The following is a 22,756-nucleotide window of genomic DNA, read 5'->3' on the forward strand; positions in this document are numbered from 1 at the left end:
CATGGCGCGCCGCGTCGCGATTCGATCGCGCCTTCCACCAGGATCGCCGACACGCTGGCGCATCCCCGCTGCCGTGACCTACTCTGTGTCCGCATAGAAAAAGCCGAAGGGGAGGAAGAATGAATTTTGCGCTGGTGATGAATGAAGCGGAGGTTGAAGCCTTCCTGGAAAAGGAATTCCCGCAGATCCATCTGCATGGCCGCGCCTTCACGGTCGTCAAAGTCGCGCCGGGCGAAGCGGTGATGCGTCTCGATGCATCGGAAGCTCACCTCCGACCGGGCGGCACAGTGTCCGGTCCGACACTTTTTTCGCTCGCAGATCTCGCCGCCTATGCCGCAATTCTCGCCCATATCGGCCCGGTCGCGCTTGCCGTCACCACCAACCTCTCGATCAATTTCCTGCGCATGCCAACGCCCGGCGCGCTCCTTGGCACTTGCCGGATTCTGAAGCTCGGCAAACGACTTGCCGTGACCGAGATCGCCATCGCCCCACCCGATGACGAGGCTCTTGTCGCACACGCCACCGCCACCTATTCGATTCCTCCCGACCGCGCTTGAGGTATAATAATACCACCTCCGCAAGCTTCTGATTTTTGGGCTTTTTCTCCAGCAGCGCTTGACAATGACGGGCCTCTCCGCCTATCTGCCGCGCGATCGGGCGCCAGCCATCGGCTCATCGGCCGGCTGAGGTCGCCCTTACCTCATTGCTGAGGTTCCCCGAAAGAGGACGAAGATGAAAACCTATTCCGCAAAAGCGGCGGACATCGAGAAGAAGTGGATCGTCATTGACGGCGACGGCCTGGTCGTCGGTCGTCTGGCGACCCTCGTCGCGATGCATCTCCGCGGCAAGCACAAGCCGAGCTACACGCCGCATATGGATGACGGCGACAATGTCGTGGTGATCAACGCCGACAAGGTCGTTTTCACCGGCAAGAAGCTCGACCAGAAGAAGTATTATTGGCACACGGGTTATCCGGGCGGCATCAAGGAGCGCACCGCGCGCAAGCTGATCGAAGGCCGTTTCCCGGAGCGCGTCGTGGAGAAGGCCGTGGAGCGCATGCTTCCGAGCGGCCCGCTCGGGCGCCAGCAGCTGAAGAATCTGAGGGTCTATGCAGGGCCGGAGCATCCCCATGCCGCCCAGCAGCCGGAGACGCTCGACGTCGCCGCCCTCTCCAAGAAGAATGTGAGGGTTTTCTAAATGGCTGAAACGCTTCAAGACCTCTCGGAGCTCGGCGGTACCGAGGCTGCGGCCCAGCCGGAGGCTCCCGTCCATGTTCAGAAGCTGGACGAGTACGGCCGCGCCTATGCCACGGGCAAGCGCAAGGACGCCGTCGCCCGCGTCTGGGTGAAGCCGGGTTCCGGCCGCATCACCGTCAACGACAAGGACTACACGGATTACTTCGGTCGTCCGGTGCTGCAGATGATCATCGAGCAGCCGATCCTCGTCGCCGACCGCAACGGCCAGTACGACATCATGGCGACCGTCTCCGGCGGCGGCCTGTCGGGCCAGGCGGGCGCGCTGCGTCACGGCATCTCCAAGGCGCTCACGCATTATGAGCCGGAGCTGCGCGGCATCCTGAAGAAGGTCGGCTTCCTCACCCGCGATTCCCGCGTGGTCGAGCGCAAGAAGTACGGCCGTGCCAAGGCGCGTCGTTCGTTCCAGTTCTCCAAGCGCTAATCAGCGTTTCTCTTTTGGGTTCTCAAAGGGCGGGTCTTCGGACCCGCCCTTTTTGTTGTGAAGACTTCCCCTCGCCTGTTATTCACCGATGGAGCAGGTTCAGGGGGCGAACCGGTAAGCGCAGAAACCCAGATGAAGCTTCAGGCGAAGCGCTTCAACGAGCACGTAAAACTGTTCTCGTCGACGGTGAACGCAATCGGTCTTGTCATCTTCGGCGGCGGGCTGATCCAGCCTTTAATAGCGAACGACCCAAGTCCTACCATTCGCTGGTCCTGGATCGCCCTAAGCATTACATTACACATGGTCGCGCAGAGCGTGATCCGGCTGATGCGTGCGGAGGAAGGAAGTGTCTGATCTCCCGCTCTGGCCGCCGATTGCGGCCGTCATTTTTGGGTTTGTTGGCCTGTTCGTTTTCTGGGTCTGGGGCCGCCGGCTCGACCGGCGCGAGGCAGAGCTGCGCCATCGCCACGGCCCCGCCGAATAGTCGGACGGACATCCCGCGTTGGCCCGAAACAAAGCTTCCGTTTCCGGTTTCCTCGCTCTTGGCGGCGCCGCCGCTGGTTTCCGGCGCCCACACCTGCTAGAGGCGAGCCATGTCTGAAAAGCCTGCAATCGACCACGCCTTCCGCGCCAAAGAGCTCAAAGGCGGCGCTGCCGACCCGACTTATGCCGGCGCCCTCTCCTTCATGCGGCGGAAGTATTCCCGCGACCTCACCAACGTCGATGTCGCCATCCTCGGCATTCCGCTCGACGTCACGGTGACGAACCGCCCGGGGGCCCGTTTCGGCCCGCAGGCGATCCGCCGCGCCTCGGCGATCTTCGACGGCGATCCGCAATATCCGTGGGGCATCGATATTTTCGAGAATCTCGCCGTCGTCGATTACGGCGACGTCGATCTGCCGCTGCATCATCCGGAGAAGCTGACGGCCGCGATCGAGGCGGAAATCGAGACGATCCTGTCGGCCGGCGTGCATCTCTTCACCCTCGGCGGCGACCATTATTCCACCTGGCCGCTCCTGAAGGCGCATGCGAAACGCCACGGGCCGCTCGCCCTCATCCAGTTCGACGCCCACCAGGACACCTGGGACGACGACGGCTCGAAGCTCTCGCATGGCTCATTCGTGCTGCGCGCCGTGCGCGAAGGCATCATCGACCCCGAACGATCGATCCAGATCGGCATCCGCACGCACGCGCCGGAGACCTGCGGCATCGAGATCATCTCCGCCTATGACTGGCAGCGCATGCATGCCGACGAGACGGCGGATCGCATCGCCGAGCGTGTCGGCGACCAGCCGGCCTATCTCACCTTCGACATCGACTGCCTCGACCCGGCCTTTGCGCCCGGCACCGGCACCCCGGTCTCGGGCGGACCGAGCTCCGCCCAGGCGCTGATGACGCTTGCCGGCCTCAAAACCGTAAATTTTGTCGGCGGCGACGTCGTGGAGGTCTCACCGCCCTACGACCACGCCGACATCACAGCGATCGCCGCCTCCACGGTGGCCCAGCATTATCTCGGCCTGCTGGCATTGAAGCGTGCCGGGCGCTGAGCGCCCGGGCCGTCAAAACCGGATCGACAGACAGGACAGCCCGCCGTCGAGAAGCTGCGCCTGGCTCACCTTCGTGGTGCGCACATTGTAGCCCCAGCGATCGAGCAGTTCCTCGGTGCGCGGATAACCGGCGGCGAGAAGCACGATGTCGTTGACGCGGACGGCATTGGCCGCCGCCTCCTCGCCTTCCGGCAGCGTCAGAACACGAAAATCTGAAAACGTCTCCTTGAGCGGCTCCACCGCCAGGATCGTCTCTTCGTCGAGAAGTGCGCAGCCGGTCTTCAGGTGCAAGAGCCCCTCCGGCATGTCGACGCCGACGAGCTCATAGCCCCAGCCGGCCACGATCGCCCCCATCGCATCGAGACCGTCCTTGTCCGTGCGCTTGGACAGGCCCGCAAAAATCTTGGGGCCCGTGACGAGGATGTCGCCACCGTCGACATGACCGTTTTCGAGCGGCGTCACCGGCACGAACGTCTCGAGCGCCTCGCGCACCGTTTCCGGCTCGCCGGCACGGCTCGGCGCCGCCATCCGGAAGAGAATGGCGCCTTCCGGCAGCACCATCGCCGGATCCTCGATGAAGACGGAATCCGGCCAGTCGGAAAGCGCCGGCAGGAGATGCGTCTCAAGTCCCGCATTCTCGAGGATGGCCCGATAGGCGGCATGCTCGAGATGGAAAAGTTCAAGGCTCGGATCGCCGCGGTCGACCGCACGCAGACCGCAAACGACGCTTGCCGCCGGCTCGCGCAGAAGCGCGCGAGAGAAACGGTAAGCAGGGAAAGGATCGTGTGACATGCAACGGCGGTAGCCGCGCCTCATGCGCATTGCAAGCGCCAAGAGCGCGCGTGACGCGAACCGCTTGCCTTTCGCCCGGCGGAGCCTCTATGCCCTCGCCATGCTGCAGCTTTCAAACATCACGCTCCGCATCGCCGGGCGCACCCTCATCGACAAGGCGAGCCTCAACCTTCCCTCGGGCTCGAAGGTGGGCTTCGTCGGCAAGAACGGCGCCGGCAAGACCACGCTGTTTCGCGCCATCGCGGGCGACATCGCCCCCGACGAGGGCGAGATCATCCTGCCCAAGCGCGCCCGCATCGGCCGCGTGCTGCAGGAAGCCCCAGGCGGTCCGGAAACGCTGATCGAAACCGTGCTTGCCGCCGACGAAGAGCGCAGCCGGCTTCTGGCCGAGACGGAGACGGCCAAGGAAGGCGGCCGCATCGGCGAGATCCACACCCGCCTTGCCGAAATCGGCGCCCATGAGGCGGAAGCGCGCGCCGCCCGCATTCTGAAAGGCCTCGGCTTCGACGAAGAGGCGCAGAACCGTCCCTGCTCGGAATTCTCCGGCGGCTGGCGCATGCGCGTCGCCCTCGCCGCGGTTCTCTTCACCGAGCCCGACCTTCTCCTCCTCGACGAGCCGACGAACTATCTCGATCTCGAAGGTTCGTTGTGGCTGGAGCGCTACATCGCCCGCTACCGGCATTCGGCGATCCTGATTTCGCACGACCGCGATCTCTTGAACAACGCCGTGCGCACGATCGTGCATCTGTCGGAGCACAAGCTCACGACCTATTCCGGCGGCTATGACAGCTTTGAGCGCCAGCGCGCCGAGCGTCAGGCCCTGCAGGCCAAGCTCAAGGACAAGCAGGAAGCGCAGCGCAAGCACATGGAGGCCTTCGTCGACCGCTTCCGCGCCAAGGCGTCGAAAGCGCGTCAGGCGCAGTCGCGCCTGAAGGCGCTCGCCAAGCTGCAGCCGGTCTCCACCATCGCCGACGAGACGGTCCTGCCCTTCCGCTTCCCGGATCCGGAAAAGCGCGCCGCCCCGCCGATCCTGCAGCTCGAAGGCGTTTCGGTCGGCTACGAGCCCGGCCATCCGATCCTGACGGACCTCAATCTCAGGATCGACGACGATGACCGCATCGCGCTCCTCGGTGCCAACGGCAACGGCAAATCGACCTTTGCCAAGTTGATTTCCGGCCAGCTCGAGGCCGAGACCGGAACCTTCAAGCGCTCCAACAAGCTCAAGATCGGCTTTTTCGCGCAGCACCAGCTCGACGAGCTCATTCCGGGCCAGTCGGCTGTGGAGCACATCCGCGCGCGCCTCCCCGACCTTTCAGAGCCGCAGCTTCGCGCCCGTGTCGCGCAGATGGGGCTCGCCACGCAGAAGATGGACACCAAGGCGAAGGACCTCTCCGGTGGAGAAAAGGCACGCCTTTTGATGGGCCTCGCCACGCTGGGCAAGCCGCATCTCCTCATCCTCGATGAGCCGACCAACCATCTCGACGTCGACAGCCGCGAGGCGCTCATCCACGCCCTCAACGATTATTCGGGCGCCGTCATCCTGATCAGCCATGACCGCCATCTGATCGAAGCTTCCGTCGACAGGCTCTGGCTGACATCGAAAGGCACCGTCGCCCCCTATGACGGCGACATCGAAGACTATCGCCGCGAAGTGCTCGAAGGCCCGGCGAAAAAGCCGGCAGCGGAGAAGGCCCCCGCAGCGCCGGCAGCCGGCCGCCAGAAGCAGGCAGACAAACGCCGTGCCTCGGCCCCCCTGCGCCAGAAGCTCAAGGAATGCGAACGACTGATCGACGTCTTCACCAGTGAGATCGAAGCCCTGGACGAGGAACTCGCATCACCCGCGCTGCATCGCGCCATGCCCGAAAAGGCCGCTGCACTTGCCAAGAAGCGCGGCGAGAAAGCGGCCATGCTGGAACGGCTGGAAGAGCGCTGGATCGAGCTTGGGGCCATGCTGGAGGAGCTCGGCCGCGAACCTGACGCGGCCTGAGCGGCCTTTTACGCCGCATCCGGATCTCCGTCGCAGCGCTTTCGATTGCGGCAAGGCTCCCTGGCGTCGCGCGGGCTGAAGCACCCGCGAAAGACGCGAAAGCATCTGCATATGTTGACGAAGACCTCCGCGCGCTTGGGCAAGGAAGCAGTTGCAGCCGCGAGAGAAGAAGACGTTGAAGTCGGGCGAGTTCAGCCCGATTCCGCGCCGCAAAACGAATGTGATTTTTCATGCCCTGCGCGGCAGCCAGCGCGCGCTGTTTCGCAGCTCGAAGCATCATAATCCCGGCCTCCCCCGGGACGACAGAGCTCGCAACACATGCTTCGCCACATGAGCGCGGCCGCTCTCACAGACCGCCAAGCCTTTGCAAAATCAACACATCATGCCCCGGCATAAAATACAACAAAATCTTCCATATATAATCCTTGTAATAATTCTAATATACTAGCGCACCTCATGTAAAAATTCATTTTGCACTTGCGAAAATACAAAATTCTCTAATTTAATAATTGACACTTCCAAATTTCGCCCCTTAACCTGCAATTAAACGGCAATCGTATCCTGTAACGGCCGCGGACGGACTGTGCTTTTCGCATAGTTTTCCGCGGATCGAATAAATCTGGACAGAATTGCCCTAGCGCTCAAGCGCTAGATGAGGGGGGAAATCGATGATACTAGCCAGCGGTGTAGGCCGCGCGATCTCTATTGCCTTATCGGCAGGTCGGCGACCGACGATTGCTATTTTCCTGATTCCAATCGTCTTGCTGGCTGCCACGGTCTTCGTCCCCGATTCTGCCAAGACGCAGACGGCGGACACCGCCCAGATGGCCATGGATCTTCTGTCGCGGGAAGATACGCTGAAGGATCTGCCGCGCCAGGACGTGCTGCAGGTCACGGCAAGCGGTGCCGCCGTCGGCGCCCATTATGTCGGCTCCGAGCCATGCCGCGTGTGTCATGCGGGCTCCTTCGACGAGTTCAAGCTGACGGTGATGGGCCGTCTCCTGGAGACCGGACATCACACCGTCGGCGGCAAGATGGAATGCGAGAGTTGCCACGGACCCGGCTCCTCGCACGTCAACGCCGGCGGCGGTCGCAACGACATCGGCACCGGCGTCATTCGTTCCTTCCGTGCGAACGACCCGCGTTCCTCGGCGGCCGACATCAACGGCATCTGCCTGACCTGCCACGAAAAGGGCGACCGGACCTACTGGCGCGGCTCCGTGCATCAAACCCGCGGCGTCGCCTGCACCAGCTGCCACACGGTGATGCGCCGGACCTCGCCACGGATGCAGATGGCCAAGGGCAACGTCATGGACACCTGTTTCCAGTGCCACAAGGATCGCCGCGCCCACTCGGTGCGCACCGCCCATATGCCGATGCGCGAAGGCAAGATGGATTGCGCCAGCTGCCACAACCCGCACGGCGGCCCGCACGACAAGATGCTGAAGGAAGCGACCGTCAACGACGTCTGCTACACCTGCCATGCCGACAAACGCGGGCCGTTCCTCTTCGAGCATCCGCCGGTGCGCGAGAACTGCCTCAACTGCCACGAACCGCACGGCTCCATGAACCGCAACCTTCTGACGGTGATGCGGCCGCGGCTGTGCCAGCGCTGCCACACACCGGGTCGCCATCTCGGCAACCCTGCGCTCGGCATCAGCTCCAACCGCTACATGGTCAACAGCGCCTGCCAGAACTGCCACACGAACATCCACGGCTCCAACAGCCCGTCAGGGAGGCGCTGGCACCGCTAGCCATAGGGGGGAGGCACGGGGCGCGTGCAGGTTTCGCAAGCACCGCCCCGCAGCCACCCAAAAAGCAACGACACGCAAGGAGCTTAGCTCACACGCCAAGGCCTGAAGACATTTCTCTGGGGGGAGGAAACGATGAAGGTTCAACGCCGATTGACGCTGGCCGCGATGGCGCTCCTCGCCGGTGGCGCGGCGCTGCCGCAGGCAGCCAAGGCACAGGACGACAAAGACACCGAGGCGGTCACCTGGGGCGAGATCGAAGTGGGCGCCCGCGTCTTCATCGACGAGCCGCCCGATCACGCTTCCGTCTGGGACACGCCGAGCATCCTGTCGCCGCAGAAATACAGCTCCGCCAAGTTCGAGGAATATGGCGATGTGCCTTCGGGCCTGCTTCTCGAAAAACTAATGTTCGGCTGGCAGTCGGGTGACGGCCTCTATTCCGGCGAGGTTCGCGCCGAAAACATCGGCCAGAACAACGGCCGCTACATCTTCGACTGGTCGCGGACCGGGCTCCTCGACGGCACCTTCATGTGGGACGAGATCCCGCATCTCTACTCGACGACCGCACAGAGCATCTGGCAGGGCGTCGGCACCGACTTCCTGTCGACCGACGTGTCGTTTCCGGAAAGCCCGCCAAGTCCCGCAGAATATGATGCGGCGATCTCAGGCGCCGTGCATCCGATCGACATCGGCATTGACCGCCGCCGCATCCAGTACGACCAGACCTACACGCCGAGCCCGAGCTGGGAGTTCGAGGCGAGCTACCTCAACGACCACCGCGAAGGAACGCAGCCCGCCGGCATCCTCATGAACGGCTTTGGCGCCGGCGAAGTGCACCGCGTCGACGTTCCCCGTCCGGTCGACGACGTGACGCAAAACCTCACGGCAAGCGGCGAGTATTTCTCCAAGACACCTTGGGGCCGCTTCAACGTCTCTGTGACGGGTCACGCTTCGACTTACGAGAACAAGTACGATTCCTACACATTCCAGAATCCGTACTATCAGGTGCCCGGCACCACCTTCCCGCAATTCGGCCGTGTCAGCCTTGCGCCGGACAACGAGGCCTATTCGCTTAGCGTCACGACCGGCATCGATCTGCCCTGGAAGAGCCGCTACATGGGCACGGTCTCCTATACGACGATGGAGCAGAGCGACACGCTCATCCCGTATACGATCAATCCGAACGCCCCGGCGCTGTCGCTGCCGACCACGGATGCCAGGGCGAAGATCAACACGCTCCTCATCAACAACAAGATCAGCACGCAGATCGCCGAGGATGTCTCCACGACGCTGCGCTACCGCTATTACGACCTCGACAATCGCACGCCCGAATGGCTGATCGACCAGTACATCATGGGCGATTCGACGACGGCCACGCCGGCCACTGGCGGCCTGAGAGCCCTCGCCTATCAGTACACCAAGCAAAACGCCTCAGCCGAAGTGAGCTGGCTCGCAACCAGCCGCATCACGCTCGGCAGCGAGTTCGGCTGGGAGCGGTGGGACCGCGACAGGCGCTCCGTCAACGTGACGGACGAATATCTGGGCAAGATCACGCTCGACGCCCGCATCACCGATCGTGCGCAGCTGCGCTCCAGCTACCAGTATTCGCAACGCCGCTACGACAGCTACGATCTCGGGCCGGTGCTCGATGCCATGGTGAGCGACCCGCTCGGCACCAATGTCGATCCTGGCGTGCGCAAATACGACATGGCCGATCGGGACCGTCACAAGGCGAAGGTCTCGCTGGAATACGAAGCGCTTGAAAATCTCGTCATCACGCCGTCCTTCGGCCTGCGCTTCGACGATTACCTGACCGATCCCGCCATCCCGGAATACGGGCTCTTGAAGGACAACAGCTGGGACGGTGGCATCGAGGTGGCATTCTCGCCTACCCCCGGCATCAACCTGATGGCCGCCTATGTCTACGAGGACTTCGACCGTGACATGGTCGGCGCCAGCATCACCGGCGGCGGCGCAGCCCTCGTCACCGGCGGCTGGGACAGCAAGATGACCGAACAGGTGCACACGCTTGTCGCCGGCGCCAATATCGAGATTATCCCGGGCGTTCTCGATCTCGAATTCTATGACAGCTTCGCCCGCGGCGTCTCCAAATGGACCGCGACCGCAAGCTCGCGCACGCCGATCGCCACGCCTCTTTGCCCGGGAGACACCAACTGCCTGCCCTTCCCGGACATGGTGACCAATTACAATCGCTTCGACGCAGCCCTGAACTACCACCCGGAAGCGGGCGGTATTCTTGGCCTCGACGGCGATTTGACTTTGACTCTCAAATATTCCTGGGAACGCAATTTCGTCGACAACTGGCAGGACGAGCTCGACACGCCCTATCAGCATTTGATCGAGGACGGCGTGACCACGAGCTACGCGATGGGCTTCTGGGACACCAACTACAACGTCCACGCCGTCATGGCCTCGCTGGTCTACCGCTGGTGAGGAAAGACCCCTGTGCCGTCGACGCGACGCATCCGGGGCACATTCAAAGAAAAACCAAGGAGGGAACCCAAAATGAGCGACAACTCAAAAACATCGAACACTGGCATGTCCCGGCGCGAGCTTCTCGGGGCCTGTGCGATCGCAGCCGGCTCTTTGGCTCTGGTCGGGACGGGGTCGGCGAATGCGCAAATCGCCAACAAGGCCAAGCAGAGCATCGCCGGCTATCAGCCGACGCCGAAGGGTCGGCAGGAATGCGACAATTGCCGGCACTTCCAGGCGCCGGACGCGTGTAAGGTCGTGCAGGGGCCGATTTCACCGAAGGGCTGGTGCCGCCTCTATGCCAAGAAGTAGCGCGGGCCGAACTCGGAACGGGCGAGAAAACCTCTTCAGGGCTCCTCGCCTCACCATTCAATCCATGCGGGACTTTACGTCCCGCATTTTCATGTCCGCCGTCCGCGTTTCGCCGTCAGCCCCCTCGCCGCTCATCCCCGCAGGAGGCTCACCGCGATCACGCCAATGATGATGCCGATCAGGAGATCGAGCACCCGCCAGGCGCGCGGATCGGCAAAGACCGGCCGCAGGAGCCGCGCGCCATAACCGAGCGCGAAGAAGAACGAGAACGACGCCGTCACCGCGCCCAAGGCGAAGGCCGGTCTCTCCCCCTCATATTGCGAGGACACCGAGCCGAGAAGCACGAGCGTATCGAGATAGACATGCGGATTGAGCCAGGTGAAGGCGAGACAGGTGGCGATCGCCGCGCCGAGGCTCCCTCCATCGGCATCGAGCGGCTGCAAGCCGGGCCCCGGCTTGAGCGCAGCGTGAAAACTCTTCCCTGCATAGGCAAGGAGAAACACGGCGCCGCCATAACACATCACCGTCTCGATCCACGGCAACGCCTTCATCAGGCCTGATGCGCCGGCAACCCCAGCCGAGATCAGAACCGCATCGGAGAGCGCGCAGACGAGGCAGACGGCGAAGACGTGGCGGGCGACCAGCCCCTGCCGCAAGACAAAGGCATTTTGCGCACCGATCGCCACGATGAGGCCGAGCCCCAGAGAGAAGCCGGCAACAGCGCTCTCAAAAGGTGACATGCCACAAACCCCGGTCTCGTTCCGCGGCATTGACTAGGCCGCCGATGGAAATTAGCGAAGCTCAATTTTCTAAATGAGAATTAGGAATACTAATCCGTGCTTCCTTATGACCAGTTGGCCGCGCTAGCTTCGGTGGTGCGCACCGGCAGTTTCGAGCGTGCTGCGGAACGGCTGCACGTCACCCCCTCCGCGGTCTCTCAGCGCCTCAAATTGCTCGAGGAGAGGCTCGGCGCGGTCCTCGTCATCCGAGGTCAGCCCTGCACCGCAACCGCCGCAGGTGCCCGTCTTTGCCGCCACGCCGAAGAAGTCGCGCTGTTGGAACGGACGCTCGAAGCCGAGCTGGGCGCCGCACTGGCGGGCCAGCACAGTGCGACGTTGCGCATTGCCGTCAACGCCGACAGCCTCGCGACCTGGTTCGTCGACGCGATGGCGCAGGTGGAAGATCTCCTCTTCGACCTTGTCCTCGACGATCAGGATCACAGCGCCGACTGGCTGCGCCGTGGCGAAGTGAGCGCGGCGGTATCCGCGCAAGGCGGCGCGATTCAGGGCTGCAGCAGCCGTCCGCTCGGCGCGCTGCGCTATGTCGCCACCGCTTCCCCCTCCTTCGCCGCACGCTGGTTTTCCAAAGGCGTCGACGAGGCAGCGCTTGCAAAGGCGCCGTGCCTGCAGTTCAACACCAAAGACGCCCTGCAGCGACAGTGGGTCACCCGCCTCCTCGGCCACTCCCTCGACATGCCCTGTCACTGGCTGCCCGCGACCCATGCTTTCATCGAGGCGGCCCTGGCAGACCTCGGCTGGGGGCTCAACCCGCTTTCACTGGTGGCAACCCATCTGCACTCAGGTGCCCTCGTTGAACTCGTCCCGAAGACTGCTCTCGATATCCCGCTTTACTGGCAGACGACGCGCGCCCTGGAAACGGCGATCGAAGACGTGAGTGCAGCAGTTCGCTCGGCCGCGGGCCGGCATCTCGTTCAGCCGGGAAGACCCGGCCCTCGCGGTCCGCAGTTTTGACCGTTCGTCCTTGCGACGACGATGTCGCGGGAACTTCGCACGCCTTCGCTACTTTCCGCATCATGGCACTCGAAATCGAACGCAAATTCCTTCTGGCCAGCGATGACTGGCGGAAGTCCGTCAACGAAACCCGGCACATTCGCCAGGGGTATCTGTGCAACGACGAGCGGGCGAGCCTGCGCGTGCGCATCGTCGACGACGAAAAGGCGTATCTCACCATCAAGAGCGGCAAGGCGGCGATCAGCCGCGACGAATACGAATACGCGATCCCTCTCGAAGACGGCGAAGAACTGATCGCCAAATGCGCCGGCCGCCTGATCGAAAAGACCCGCCACATCATCCGCCACGGCCATCTCGCCTGGGAAATCGATGTGTTCGAAGATCGCAATGCCGGCCTCGTCGTCGCCGAAATCGAGCTCGACCATCCGGATCAGGAATTCGAGCATCCGGAATGGCTGGGCGAAGAGGTTTCCGGCGACGGCCGCTACACCAATGCCTCTCTGTCGCAGCACCCCTATCACGACTGGACTTAACTTGAGGCGCACTGGGTGCGCACCCATATGGATGTCATGAGCTTTTCTCTCGACCCGTCCGCGTCCATTGCCGAAGAACTGAAGCGGACCGCCGCCGAACAGATCGAGCGGGCGCGTGCCGAACTTTCCGACGAGGCCGAGGATCGCCACGAAGCGGTGCATCTGGCGCGCAAACGCTTCAAAAAGATCCGTGGCCTCTTGCGCCTCGCCCGGCCCGGCCTCGGCGAGGATTACGCGATCGAAAACGCCCGCTGGCGCGATATCGCACGCGAGCTCTCCGTCATCCGCGACGCGACGGCGCTCCTTGAGACGCATGACGCCCTCACCAGCCATTTCGGGGATCGCATCGAGGACGGCATTCTCTACAGCACCCGCCAGCGGCTCGACGAGCGCCGGGCGGAGATGACGGACAAGGTCACCGATCTCGACGAGCGCATAGACGCCACGATGAAGGCGCTCGATGCCGGTGAGAAGCGGCTCGACGAGCTTTCCTTCCCCGATGATTTCGAGACGGTCGCAGAGGGGTTCGCCAAGACCTACAAGCGTCTCGACAAAGGCTACCACAAGGCCAAGACCGCAGAAGATTCAGCGGTGTTCCACGATTGGCGCAAGCGCGCCAAATATCACTGGGTACATCTCAAACTCCTGCGCAAAATCTGGCCGGAGCCGATGAAGGCGCGCCGCGCCGAAGCCAAGGCGCTCGCCGATATTCTTGGAGACGAGCACGATCTCGCCGTCTATCGGGGCACGCTCATCGAAGAGCCGAAACTCTTCGGGAAAAAGAAGGTTCAGGAGCTTCTGCTTGCACTCCTCGACCGCCGGCAAAGCGAGCTGCGGTCCGCCGCACTCGACATCGGGGCAAAGCTCTGTGCGGAATCCCCCGACGCTCTTTCGGCACGCATGACCTCCTACTGGGAGGCGGCAGAAGAGGAAGCGCAGAAGCCGCGCGAACATCTGGCGACATCGGCCGCCCAGGATGAACGCGCCGAGAGCAGCTGACGGACGAAACCGCCGGCCACTTCTCAGATCAGCCCTGTTTTTTCCAGCGGCCGTCGGAATCCTGTTTCCAGTAGGTCATCTCGGCGCCTTCGGCCTTCAGGCGTTTCCAGGCCTGCCGCGCCCATTGCATGGTCGCTTCGTTCGCCGCCTCGAAAAGATAGACGACGCGCTGATAGGCCGAAAAATCGCCCTCCTCCGCACAATCGAGGAGAAAGCGGATCGCAGCCCCGTTCGGGTTCTCCGGCTTCGTGGTGAGAAACACCGGCTGATCTTCGGGGAGGCCGTCCTCCGCCATCCCGTGGGGCAGAAACGACGCGTCGTCGAAGGTCCAGAGCGCGGTATCGAGCGAAGCCAGCCGCTCCTCGCTCCCGGCCTGCACGACCGCCCGCCAGCCGCGATCGAGCGAGCGCTGCAAAAGATCCGGAAGCGCCTTGTCGAGCGGCCTCGTCTCCAGATGGTAGAAGAGGATCTCAGGCAAGGCGCTCCCTCACATCATCACCCAGGGCCTCAGGCCTTTTCGTAGCTCGACTTCACCAGCTGATCGAGAAGCCGGACGCCGAAGCCCGAACTCCACGAATCATTGGTGTCGCTCGAAGGCGATCCCATCGCCGTTCCGGCTACATCGAGATGCGCCCAGGGCGTGTCGTTCTCCACGAAGCGCTTGAGGAATTGCGCGGCCGTGATCGAACCGCCCCAGCGCCCGCCGACATTCTTCATATCGGCGTTCTTGGAATCGATGAGCTTGTCGTATTCCTCGCCGAGCGGCATGCGCCAGACCTTTTCGCCGGTCGTCTGCCCGGCATCGAGAAGAGCCGAGGCAAGCGCATCGTCGTTGGAGAAGAGCCCGGCATAATGGTGGCCGAGCGCCACGATGATGGCGCCGGTCAAGGTCGCCAGATCGATCATCGCCTTCGGCTTGGCGACATTCTGCACATGCGTCAGGATATCGGCGAGCACCAGCCGGCCTTCGGCGTCGGTGTTGATCACCTCGATCGTCTGGCCGGAGAGCGACGTCACGATATCGCCCGGCCGCTGCGCGTTCCCGTCGGGCATGTTCTCCACGATTCCGACGATGCCGACGGCATTCACCTTGGCCTTGCGGCCGGCGAGCGCCGCCATGACGCCGGAAACGGCGGCCGCACCGCCCATATCGCCCTTCATATCTTCCATGCCGGCTGCCGGCTTGATGGAGATACCACCCGTATCGAAGACGACGCCCTTGCCGACGAAGGCGATCGGCGCCTCGTCACCGGCACCGTTCCAGCGCATGATGACGACCCGCGGCGGACGCACCGAGCCCTGCGCCACCCCCAACAGCGCGTTGAGCTTCAAATCCGTCAGCGCCTTCTCGTCGAGCACGTCGACGTCGAGCCCTTTCGCCTTGAGCTCGCCGAGCCGCTCGGCGAATTCGACCGGGCCCAGAATGTTGGCCGGTTCGTTGACGAGATTGCGCGCAAGTTCAACGCCCTCGGCGACGGCCGCAGCCTCTTTCCAGGCCGCCTCGGCAGCCTCCGGATTGTCGACGCCGATCGTGACGGTCATCGGCCCGCGCGGCGCATCTTCATCGCTCTTCCGGCTCTTGTAGCGATCGAAGCGATAGCGGCGCATGACGAGGCCGAGAGCAAAGGCGGCCGCGTCTTCGCCGTTCGGGCCGCGGCCTTCCGGAGCCTGCAGAACGACGGTCACCTCGCCCTCGTCAGGCAAGGCCTTGGCCGTCGCGCCGCCGAGGCGCAGCCAGTCGATATCGGAATCGACGTCGCCGAGGCCCACAAAAATGATTCGCTCCACGTCGACGCCGGACGGCGCAACGAGTTCGAGCGTTTTGCGCAGGGCGCCTTTGTAGCCTTTGATTTTCGCCGCCACCGCGAATCGCGAGCCGGCGGCCTCGTCGAGCGAGGTCGCGATCGGCCCCAGAGCGAGCTCTTTGCCGGTCAAAAGGACGGCGGTTCCCTTTTTGGGAACGGCGGGTTTCTCAAAAGTGATGGTGGTGTTGGCGACCATGCTGTTGCCTCGATCCTCGGCTTTTGTCATGGAAAGTAGGGGTGCGACTGGATTAGCCGTGAGAGCTTGGCCGTCAAGGCCAATTGCCGTTAACCATGCTTGTTGGGTGAATTTTATCCATGCCTGCGTAAGGCTTGAGCTCGCAAGCCCGATCTTGCCGAACAAGGACCGGATGCAAATCTTCAGGCTGCCCCTTCTGGAACGCTACGTTTTTCGTCGCGCATTGATGCTGCTCCTACTCGTTCTGGGGGCGCTGGTCGCCACCATGTGGATGACCCAGGTGCTGCGCGAGCTCGACGTAGTGACGGCCAAAGGCCAGGCGATCTGGATGTTCGTCTTCATGACGCTCCTGGCTTTGCCCGCCCTCATTCAGGTTATCGCCCCGATCGCCTACCTCATCTCAGCGACCGTCACCTTAAACAATCTCAATGCCGACAGCGAATTGCCGGTGATGGCGGCGGCGGGCGCATCGAGCCGGGTCGTCGCCCGGCCGATCATCGCTTTGGGCGCCGTCATTTTCGTCGCCGTCACCCTCCTCTATCACGTCGTCGCGCCGGCAAGTCTCGGCGCCTTGCGCGAAATCGTGGCGCATGTGCGCGCCGATCTTCTCGCCACTCTGGTCAAGGACGGCGGCTTCCGCACGGTCGACAACGGCCTCACCCTCCACATCCGCTCCAAGGCACCGGACGGGAGCTTCAAAAACATCTTCGTCAGCGACGATCGTATCCCGAGCGATTCCACCCAGTACATCGCCAAAACCGGCGTGCTCGTGGAAAGCGGCGGCAACGCCTATCTCATCATGAAGGATGGCGAACTCGTCCGCGACAACCGCATGAAGGGCGAGACGAGCGTCGTCGAGTTCGACACTTACGGTTTCGACCTCAGCCAGTTCAAGGCGGGCGAGGTCAACGCCGCGCGCAAGCCGCGCGAACTGACGACACGGGAACTCCTTAACCCGGCGCCGGACAATCCCTATCGGGAAGAGTTTCCGGCGCGATGGAAGGCGGAGCTGCATGACCGCATCACCGCGCCGCTCTACACCATCGCCTTTGCGTTCATCGCGCTTCTGTTTTGCGGGCGCGCGCGCACCAACAGACAGGATCGCGGCTATGCGACGGCGCTTGCGGTGGTTTCGGGCTTCACGCTTCGCGGCCTCGGCTTCGGGGTCCTCGCCGCAGCAACCAACGATGCGGCCCTCATTCCGCTTCTCTACGCGGTGCCCATCGCCGGTATCGTCGTGTCGGCACTCGCGCTCAAGCGCGGCTATCGCTGGCGCACCCCGGTCTTCATCGCGCGCTTTCTCGACACTCTCGCCCGGCTGGGCCACAAGCTCATGAAGCTTTCCCCCCTTGCCTTGTTTCAACGCAAGAGCACCGGCCACGCATGATCCTTGCAACCTATATCGGGCGCCGTTTCCTCGTCTCCCTGGCCACGATCCTGATCGCGCTTCTCACCCTCGTCTTTCTGGTCGACTACGTCGAGCTCTTGCGCCGTTTCTCCGATGCGGAGGCCTTCACCTCCCTGCTCGGGCTCAAGCTCGCCCTGATGCGTGCGCCGGCCTTGCTGGAAGATATCCTGCCTTTTCTTTTCCTTTTTTCGGCAACGATCTGTTTCCTCAATTTGTCTAGAAAGCTGGAGCTCGTGGTGGCGCGCGGCGCCGGGGTCTCCGTCTGGGGCTTCCTGCGTGCGCCGTTCTTTCTTGCTCTGGTGACCGGTCTGGCATCGACATTTCTCTTCAACCCGCTCGCCACGGAGCTCAAGGAGCGCTCGGACCGAATCGAGGCCTCGCTCTCCGACGGCATGGCGGCGAGTTCCGCCGACGCCATCTGGTTTCGCCAGGAGGGTCTGGACGGGCCGTCGATCATCCGTGCGGCGAACTACGACAGCTCCGCAAAGGAATTGCGTGGCGTTACCGCCTTCCTGTTCAATCCCGACGGCAGCTTCCAGGCGAAGCTCGTCAGCCTCTCCGCCAGCTATCGGCCAGGCCGCTGGATCTTTGCCAAGACCCGCTACATTTCCGGCGAAGGCGCCTCGGATCGATTCGACCGCTACATCCTGCCGACGTCGCTGACGCCCGATCAGGTCAATTTGACGCTTCTGCGACCCGACCGGCTCTCCGTTTGGACTTTGCGCCGCTTCATCGACACGGCCGCACAGACCGGATTGAACACCGCACGCTTCACCCTGGCATTCCATAGCCTTCTCGCCCGGCCTCTCTTCCTGATGGCCATGGTCACCGTCGCCGCCACCGTCAGCCTGAGGCTTTCGCGCTACGGTGGCGCAGGAAAGCTCGCCCTGACTGGCATCATCATCGGCTTTCTGCTTTATGTCGCGACCGAGATCGTCAGCGATATGGGCAGCAACGGGATCCTGGATCCTGTCCTCGCGGCCTGGAGTCCTGCGGTTCTCGCCCTGTTGTTCGGAGCCACGGCGCTGCTTTATCAGGAGGACGGATGATTCCCGTCCACACACGAGAAAGAGTGACGCGCGGGCGCGCAGGCTGGGGGCTTGCGCGGCGGCTGGCGGCCGTCTCCGCTTTGGCTTTGGTCGCGTTTGCGGCAAATCCGTGGACACCCGCCGCCCTTGCTCAGGATTTGAATTTCGAAGAGCAGGTCACGCAAAATCCGAACGCCAAGATGCTCTTGGAGGCGGACGAGCTCGTCTACGATTTCGACCGGCACATCGTGACCGCCCGCGGCGGCGTCGAGATCTATTACGAAGGCTATACGCTGCGTGCGCCGCAGGTGACCTATCGTGAAAGCGACAGCCGGCTCATCGCCTCGGGCGGCGTCAGCATGACGGAGCCGGGCGGCAACGTCATCACCGCCCGCGAAATGGACATCACCGACACGTTCAGCGACGGCTTCATCGAGAGCCTGAACGTCCTCACGGTGGACCGCGCGCGTTTCGCCGCCAACAGCGCCGAGCGGCGGGGCAACAACCTGTTGATCTTCCGCCAGGGCGTCTACACCGCCTGCGAGCAGTGCCGAGAAAATCCGGACCGGCCGCCGCTGTGGCAGATCAAAGCCTCGCGCATTGTCCACAACAAGGAAGAAAAGACCGTCTACTATCGCAATGCCCGCCTGGAATTCTTTGGCATTCCGATGGTCTACATTCCCTATTTCTACCATCCGGACCCGACGGTGAAGCGCAAGAGCGGCTTCCTGCCGCCGCACTTCCATCAAAGCTCGGCCCTCGGCTACGGTGTTGGGACGCCATATTTCTGGAACCTTGCTCCCAACTACGACATCACCTTCGCCCCGACCGTCTATTCCAAGCAGGGTGTGCTTGCGGAGACGGAATGGCGCCACCGGCTGATGAACGGCTCCTACAGCATCCGCGTCGCCGGGATTTTGCAGCAGAACAAGGACGAGTTCCAGCTCGGCAATTTTGTCTCCTCGGGCGTCAGGGACTTCCGCGGCAGCGTCGCCACGAAGGGACGCTTCAATATCAATTCGCGCTGGAACTGGGGCTGGGATCTCGCCACGACCACGGATCGTACCTTCGGGCGCGATTACGACATCCGCGGCCTGACCGACACGGAAGTGGTCAACACCATCTTCCTGACCGGCCTCAGCGATCGCAACTTCTTCGACCTGCGCGGCTATGCCTTCCGCATCCAACGCAACGACCCGGTGAATTCCACCCGCAATTATCAGGACGAGCAGGCTGTCGTGCACCCCGTGCTCGACCACAATTACATCTTCGACCAGCCGATATTGGGCGGCGAACTCAGCCTGACCTCGAATCTGACGAGCCTCACCCGCGGCGACACGGATGAGCGCGCCTACTTCCAGTATGACGAGGCGGGCAATCGGACGCAGAAAGAATATTACGCCGGCGTCGCGGGCACCTTCACCCGGGCGAGCACCGACGTAACCTGGAAGAGCAGGATCGTCGGCCCGCTCGGTCAGGTCTTCACGCCCTTCGCGTATCTCAAGGGCGACGTCTACAACGTCCAGGCCGACGACACCGAGACGGGTCTCGCCGGAGACGAAACCTATCTGCGCGCCATGCCCGCCGTCGGCTTGGACTACCGCTATCCGTTCCTGGCGCAGATGGGGCCGATCTCACAGACGTTCAGCCCGGTCGCCCAGATCATCGTTCGTCCCGACGAACAGCACATCAACGACCTGCCGAACGAAGACGCGCAAAGCCTCGTCTTCGACGACACGAACCTGTTCGAATGGGATAAATTCTCCGGCTATGACCGCCAGGAGGGGGGCACCAGAGCCAATGTGGGCTTCACCTATCATGCGATGCTGGGCAAGGCGAGCATCGACGCCCTCTTCGGCCAATCCTTCCAGCTCGCCGGAGCGAACTCCTTCTCCAAGAGCAACGTCACCCTCACGGGCATCGGCTCGGGGCTATCGACCGACGATTCCGACTATGTCGGACGCGTCACCCTGGATTCCGGCGAAGGATTGACGCTGACGGCCCGCGGCCGCTTCGACAACGACACTTTCGACGTCAACCGCGCAGAAGCGACGGCGCGCGTCTCAAAGGGCCGGCGCAACAGCGCGGCCCTCACCTACTTCTATCGTCGCGAGGTTCCCGAGCTTGGCATCGACGATGAGCAATCGGAGATCTCGACGACAGGCCAGGTCGCCGTCAGCGATTTCTGGTCGGTGAAGGGTGGCATCACCTTCGACATCGACCAGATGAGCCGCGTCAAGCACGCGGTGGGCCTTGCCTATGACGACGAATGCTTCAATCTATCGGTGGTCTACAGCGAGACACGCGACCGCTACACGGACATCGTCTCCGGCCGCGAGGTGTTTGTACGCTTCAATCTGCGCACCCTGGGCGACAGCGAGGTGAGCTTCGCGGCATCGGGCGACGATTACGACGACGATGACGACGACGACCTCTACTCTGGGCTCTTTTAAAAATTAGCGCCATAATTCGCGCTTAAGAGCCGCCATGAAAAGCTGCAACGGAACGATGCGAACATCGATGTTTAAAACCCTCACGCAAACCGCTTGGCTTGTTGCGGCAAGCGCCTTGATGGCCATGGCCACATTGCCCGTCGCCGACAGCGCACAGGCTCAGAGCTCCATCAAAATTCTGGTCAACGACCAGCCGATCACGACCTACGACATCAACAACCGCGCCAAATTCCTTCGCCTGACCTCCCGCGGTCAGGCGGGTGCGAAACAGGCAACGGACGAGTTGATCGAAGAAGCGCTGAAAATGCAGGAAGCCAAGCGCCGCAATGTCAGCGTTTCGCAAAACGAAGTCGAGCGCGCCTTCGCCAGCATTGCGAGCCGCGCCAAGCTGCCCCCGTCGAAGCTCGAAGCGGCATTGCGGCAGAACGGCGTCAATCCCGACACCCTCAAGGACCGCATTCGTGCCGAGCTCGCCTGGCGGGACGTGGTGCGTGCCCGCTTCCGCGCCACGGTGCGCATCACCGAGTCGGACGTCGCCCAGGCCATGCTCGGCCGTGATGACGACGCCGAAGCGTCCGGAACCGTGACCGAATACGACGTTCAGCCGGTTCTTTTCATCGTCCCCAAGAAGGGCAAGGCCGGCATCGCTGGCCAGCGCAAGCGGGAAGCCGAAGCCTTCCGCAGCCGCTTCCGGAACTGCGAAGCGACACTGGAACAGACCCGCGGCATGTCGGGCGTCGTCGTAAAGCCGACGGTGCGCCGGGAGAGCAGCGATTTTCCCGATTCCCTGCGTGACAGCCTCGGCAAAGCCAGGGTTGGTACGGCTCTTCCTCCGACGCAGGTAGATGAGGGGTTCCAGGTGCTCGGCATCTGCAACAAGAAGGCTGTCGCCGGCAAATCACAGGCGGCCGACGAAGTCCGTGATGAACTGACCAATGAACGGGGTCAGCTTCTTGCCCGACGCTATCTGCGCGATCTGAAATCCGACGCGATAATCGAGTACCGTTAGGAACCGATGCTTCCAATTGCACTGACCCTCGGAGAGGCGGCCGGCGTCGCCCTCGACATCACCATTGCAGCCTGGGCGCGGCGCGAGCGCGAACGCCTGCCGCCGTTTATTTTCCTCGGCTCAGCCGCGAACATTGCCGAGCGAGCCATTCTCCTCGGCATCGACTGCCCGACGCGCGAAGTGGAGCCCGAAGAGGCAGCTCTCGTCTTCCCGATGGCTCTGCCATGCCTGCCGGGTTTCCCGGAGGCGAAGGCGGAGCCAGGGCTCATCGCGCGCGAAGACGCCGCGCTGACGATCCAGTCGATCCGTCAGGCCGCGGAGTTCGTAGCCGACGGTCGCTGCACCTCGATGGTGACCAATCCGATCGCCAAGCACGCACTCAACGAAGCGGGCTTCGCCTATCCGGGTCACACCGAATACCTCGCCGACCTCGGCGAGCAGCTCTTCGGAGAGAAGCGCCGGCCGGTCATGATGCTGGCCGGACCCGATCTCCGCGCCGTTCCCGTCACCATTCACGTGCCTCTTTGCGAGGTGCCGCGTCTTCTGACCACCGAACTCATCGTGGAAACCGGCAAGATCGCCGCGGAGGAGCTGAAGCGTCGCTTTGCTATTCCCTCCCCCCGCATCGCCGTGTCGGGCCTGAACCCGCATGCCGGTGAGAAGGGCGTCATCGGCAAGGAAGACATCGAAATCATCCGTCCGGCCGTCGACCAGCTCTGTCAGGCCGGCATCGAGGCGGAGGGGCCGCTGCCCGCCGACACCATGTTCCATCCCGCGGCCCGCCGCCGCTACGACCTGGCGCTGTGCATGTATCACGACCAGGCGCTCATCCCGGTCAAGGCCCTCGCCTTCGATCATGCGGTCAACGTGACGCTCGGTCTGCCTTTCGTGCGCACGTCGCCGGATCACGGCACGGCGATGGAGATCGCCGGCACAGGCCGTGCGCGTCCCTCGAGCCTGATGGCGGCGCTGCATATGGCCGCCGAGATGAGCCGTTCCACCGTCCAGGCGTGAG

At 63.0% G+C, this 22,756-nt stretch carries 22 protein-coding genes; 18 read left to right on the forward strand and 4 right to left on the reverse strand.

The window, feature by feature from the left end:
• The first annotated feature begins 119 nt into the window (after positions 1-119).
• The 6 genes from NYQ83_RS09685 (at position 120) to speB (ending at position 3,224) form a co-directional block, all read left to right on the forward strand.
• Positions 120-557: a PaaI family thioesterase gene (locus NYQ83_RS09685; RefSeq protein ID WP_261214373.1), complete on the forward strand. Its 438-nt coding sequence runs from the start codon at positions 120-122 to the stop codon at positions 555-557.
• 175 nt (positions 558-732) lie between these two features.
• Positions 733-1,197 (forward strand): 50S ribosomal protein L13, encoded by a 465-nt coding sequence (gene rplM, locus NYQ83_RS09690; protein ID WP_234628506.1) that lies wholly within the window; start codon positions 733-735, stop codon positions 1,195-1,197.
• Positions 1,198-1,677: a 30S ribosomal protein S9 gene (gene rpsI, locus NYQ83_RS09695; protein WP_261214376.1), complete on the forward strand. Its 480-nt coding sequence runs from the start codon at positions 1,198-1,200 to the stop codon at positions 1,675-1,677.
• Between the two features lie 132 nt (positions 1,678-1,809).
• Complete coding sequence (locus NYQ83_RS09700) at positions 1,810-2,031, forward strand: hypothetical protein (protein WP_261214378.1); 222 nt, start codon at positions 1,810-1,812, stop codon at positions 2,029-2,031.
• Positions 2,024-2,161 (forward strand): hypothetical protein, encoded by a 138-nt coding sequence (locus tag NYQ83_RS09705; RefSeq protein ID WP_234628508.1) that lies wholly within the window; start codon positions 2,024-2,026, stop codon positions 2,159-2,161. The genes NYQ83_RS09700 and NYQ83_RS09705 overlap by 8 nt, the downstream gene beginning before the upstream one ends.
• Before the next feature lie 109 nt (positions 2,162-2,270).
• Complete coding sequence (speB, locus tag NYQ83_RS09710) at positions 2,271-3,224, forward strand: agmatinase (protein WP_261214380.1); 954 nt, start codon at positions 2,271-2,273, stop codon at positions 3,222-3,224.
• A gap of 12 nt (positions 3,225-3,236) precedes the next feature.
• On the opposite strand, the gene NYQ83_RS09715 is transcribed toward speB, so the two are convergent.
• Positions 3,237-4,016 (reverse strand): dimethylarginine dimethylaminohydrolase family protein, encoded by a 780-nt coding sequence (locus tag NYQ83_RS09715; RefSeq protein ID WP_261214383.1) that lies wholly within the window; start codon positions 4,014-4,016, stop codon positions 3,237-3,239.
• Between the two features lie 100 nt (positions 4,017-4,116).
• Between NYQ83_RS09715 and NYQ83_RS09720 the strand changes: the two genes are divergently transcribed.
• From NYQ83_RS09720 to NYQ83_RS09735, 4 genes are all read left to right on the forward strand, one after another.
• Positions 4,117-6,003 (forward strand): ABC-F family ATP-binding cassette domain-containing protein, encoded by a 1,887-nt coding sequence (locus NYQ83_RS09720; protein WP_261215163.1) that lies wholly within the window; start codon positions 4,117-4,119, stop codon positions 6,001-6,003.
• A gap of 761 nt (positions 6,004-6,764) precedes the next feature.
• Positions 6,765-7,757: a DmsE family decaheme c-type cytochrome gene (locus tag NYQ83_RS09725; RefSeq protein ID WP_261214385.1), complete on the forward strand. Its 993-nt coding sequence runs from the start codon at positions 6,765-6,767 to the stop codon at positions 7,755-7,757.
• Between the two features lie 132 nt (positions 7,758-7,889).
• Complete coding sequence (locus NYQ83_RS09730; protein WP_261214387.1) at positions 7,890-10,208, forward strand: MtrB/PioB family decaheme-associated outer membrane protein; 2,319 nt, start codon at positions 7,890-7,892, stop codon at positions 10,206-10,208.
• 72 nt (positions 10,209-10,280) lie between these two features.
• On the forward strand, positions 10,281-10,559 hold the full coding sequence (locus NYQ83_RS09735) for a twin-arginine translocation signal domain-containing protein (RefSeq protein WP_261214389.1): 279 nt from the start codon (positions 10,281-10,283) through the stop codon (positions 10,557-10,559).
• Between the two features lie 131 nt (positions 10,560-10,690).
• Here NYQ83_RS09735 and NYQ83_RS09740 read toward each other — a convergent pair whose 3' ends face one another.
• Positions 10,691-11,299 (reverse strand): LysE/ArgO family amino acid transporter, encoded by a 609-nt coding sequence (locus tag NYQ83_RS09740; RefSeq protein ID WP_261214392.1) that lies wholly within the window; start codon positions 11,297-11,299, stop codon positions 10,691-10,693.
• Positions 11,300-11,395: 96 nt separating this feature from the next.
• On the opposite strand from NYQ83_RS09740, the gene NYQ83_RS09745 reads away from it, so the two are divergent.
• The 3 genes from NYQ83_RS09745 to NYQ83_RS09755 all read left to right on the forward strand — a co-directional run bounded on the left by NYQ83_RS09745 (position 11,396) and on the right by NYQ83_RS09755 (position 13,842).
• A complete protein-coding gene (locus NYQ83_RS09745; RefSeq protein ID WP_261214393.1) occupies positions 11,396-12,310 on the forward strand; it encodes a LysR family transcriptional regulator ArgP in 915 nt (304 codons plus the stop codon).
• A gap of 62 nt (positions 12,311-12,372) precedes the next feature.
• On the forward strand, positions 12,373-12,843 hold the full coding sequence (locus NYQ83_RS09750; RefSeq protein ID WP_128291473.1) for a CYTH domain-containing protein: 471 nt from the start codon (positions 12,373-12,375) through the stop codon (positions 12,841-12,843).
• 36 nt (positions 12,844-12,879) lie between these two features.
• On the forward strand, positions 12,880-13,842 hold the full coding sequence (locus tag NYQ83_RS09755) for a CHAD domain-containing protein (RefSeq protein WP_261214395.1): 963 nt from the start codon (positions 12,880-12,882) through the stop codon (positions 13,840-13,842).
• A gap of 28 nt (positions 13,843-13,870) precedes the next feature.
• On the opposite strand, the gene NYQ83_RS09760 is transcribed toward NYQ83_RS09755, so the two are convergent.
• Positions 13,871-14,320 (reverse strand): DNA polymerase III subunit chi, encoded by a 450-nt coding sequence (locus NYQ83_RS09760; RefSeq protein ID WP_261214397.1) that lies wholly within the window; start codon positions 14,318-14,320, stop codon positions 13,871-13,873.
• Positions 14,321-14,349: 29 nt separating this feature from the next.
• The gene (locus NYQ83_RS09765; protein ID WP_261214399.1) at positions 14,350-15,843 is read right to left on the reverse strand and encodes a leucyl aminopeptidase; all 1,494 of its coding nucleotides are present in this window, start codon (positions 15,841-15,843) and stop codon (positions 14,350-14,352) included.
• A gap of 172 nt (positions 15,844-16,015) precedes the next feature.
• Between NYQ83_RS09765 and lptF the strand changes: the two genes are divergently transcribed.
• From lptF to pdxA, 5 genes are read left to right on the forward strand one after another with little or no spacing between them, the layout of a single operon-like run.
• The gene (gene lptF / locus NYQ83_RS09770; protein WP_261214400.1) at positions 16,016-17,230 is read left to right on the forward strand and encodes an LPS export ABC transporter permease LptF; all 1,215 of its coding nucleotides are present in this window, start codon (positions 16,016-16,018) and stop codon (positions 17,228-17,230) included.
• Positions 17,227-18,300: an LPS export ABC transporter permease LptG gene (lptG, locus tag NYQ83_RS09775; RefSeq protein WP_261214401.1), complete on the forward strand. Its 1,074-nt coding sequence runs from the start codon at positions 17,227-17,229 to the stop codon at positions 18,298-18,300. Before lptF ends, lptG begins: the two co-directional genes overlap by 4 nt.
• Positions 18,301-18,323: 23 nt before the next feature.
• The gene (locus NYQ83_RS09780; protein WP_261214402.1) at positions 18,324-20,732 is read left to right on the forward strand and encodes an LPS-assembly protein LptD; all 2,409 of its coding nucleotides are present in this window, start codon (positions 18,324-18,326) and stop codon (positions 20,730-20,732) included.
• 34 nt (positions 20,733-20,766) lie between these two features.
• Positions 20,767-21,741, forward strand: a complete 975-nt coding sequence (locus NYQ83_RS09785) for a SurA N-terminal domain-containing protein (RefSeq protein ID WP_261214403.1) — start codon at positions 20,767-20,769, stop codon at positions 21,739-21,741.
• Positions 21,742-21,747: 6 nt separating this feature from the next.
• On the forward strand, positions 21,748-22,755 hold the full coding sequence (pdxA, locus tag NYQ83_RS09790; protein WP_261214404.1) for a 4-hydroxythreonine-4-phosphate dehydrogenase PdxA: 1,008 nt from the start codon (positions 21,748-21,750) through the stop codon (positions 22,753-22,755).
• The last annotated feature ends 1 nt before the right edge of the window (position 22,756 follow it).

The sequence above is a fragment of the Afifella sp. JA880 genome (genome assembly GCF_025379905.1).
In the GTDB taxonomy this organism is placed as follows: domain Bacteria; phylum Pseudomonadota; class Alphaproteobacteria; order Rhizobiales; family Afifellaceae; genus Afifella; species Afifella aestuarii.

Coding starts and splice junctions, on each gene's coding strand:
- NYQ83_RS09700 (WP_261214378.1), top strand. CDS start 1,810: ATGAAGCTTCAGGCGAAGCGCTTCAACGAGCACGTAAAACTGTTCTCG.
- lptG (WP_261214401.1), top strand. CDS start 17,227: ATGATCCTTGCAACCTATATCGGGCGCCGTTTCCTCGTCTCCCTGGCC.
- rpsI (WP_261214376.1), top strand. CDS start 1,198: ATGGCTGAAACGCTTCAAGACCTCTCGGAGCTCGGCGGTACCGAGGCT.
- NYQ83_RS09785 (WP_261214403.1), top strand. CDS start 20,767: ATGAAAAGCTGCAACGGAACGATGCGAACATCGATGTTTAAAACCCTC.
- speB (WP_261214380.1), top strand. CDS start 2,271: ATGTCTGAAAAGCCTGCAATCGACCACGCCTTCCGCGCCAAAGAGCTC.
- lptF (WP_261214400.1), top strand. CDS start 16,016: ATGCAAATCTTCAGGCTGCCCCTTCTGGAACGCTACGTTTTTCGTCGC.
- NYQ83_RS09750 (WP_128291473.1), top strand. CDS start 12,373: ATGGCACTCGAAATCGAACGCAAATTCCTTCTGGCCAGCGATGACTGG.
- NYQ83_RS09685 (WP_261214373.1), top strand. CDS start 120: ATGAATTTTGCGCTGGTGATGAATGAAGCGGAGGTTGAAGCCTTCCTG.
- NYQ83_RS09720 (WP_261215163.1), top strand. CDS start 4,117: ATGCTGCAGCTTTCAAACATCACGCTCCGCATCGCCGGGCGCACCCTC.
- NYQ83_RS09765 (WP_261214399.1), bottom strand. CDS start 15,843: ATGGTCGCCAACACCACCATCACTTTTGAGAAACCCGCCGTTCCCAAA.
- pdxA (WP_261214404.1), top strand. CDS start 21,748: ATGCTTCCAATTGCACTGACCCTCGGAGAGGCGGCCGGCGTCGCCCTC.
- NYQ83_RS09715 (WP_261214383.1), bottom strand. CDS start 4,016: ATGTCACACGATCCTTTCCCTGCTTACCGTTTCTCTCGCGCGCTTCTG.
- rplM (WP_234628506.1), top strand. CDS start 733: ATGAAAACCTATTCCGCAAAAGCGGCGGACATCGAGAAGAAGTGGATC.
- NYQ83_RS09730 (WP_261214387.1), top strand. CDS start 7,890: ATGAAGGTTCAACGCCGATTGACGCTGGCCGCGATGGCGCTCCTCGCC.
- NYQ83_RS09740 (WP_261214392.1), bottom strand. CDS start 11,299: ATGTCACCTTTTGAGAGCGCTGTTGCCGGCTTCTCTCTGGGGCTCGGC.
- NYQ83_RS09755 (WP_261214395.1), top strand. CDS start 12,880: ATGAGCTTTTCTCTCGACCCGTCCGCGTCCATTGCCGAAGAACTGAAG.
- NYQ83_RS09735 (WP_261214389.1), top strand. CDS start 10,281: ATGAGCGACAACTCAAAAACATCGAACACTGGCATGTCCCGGCGCGAG.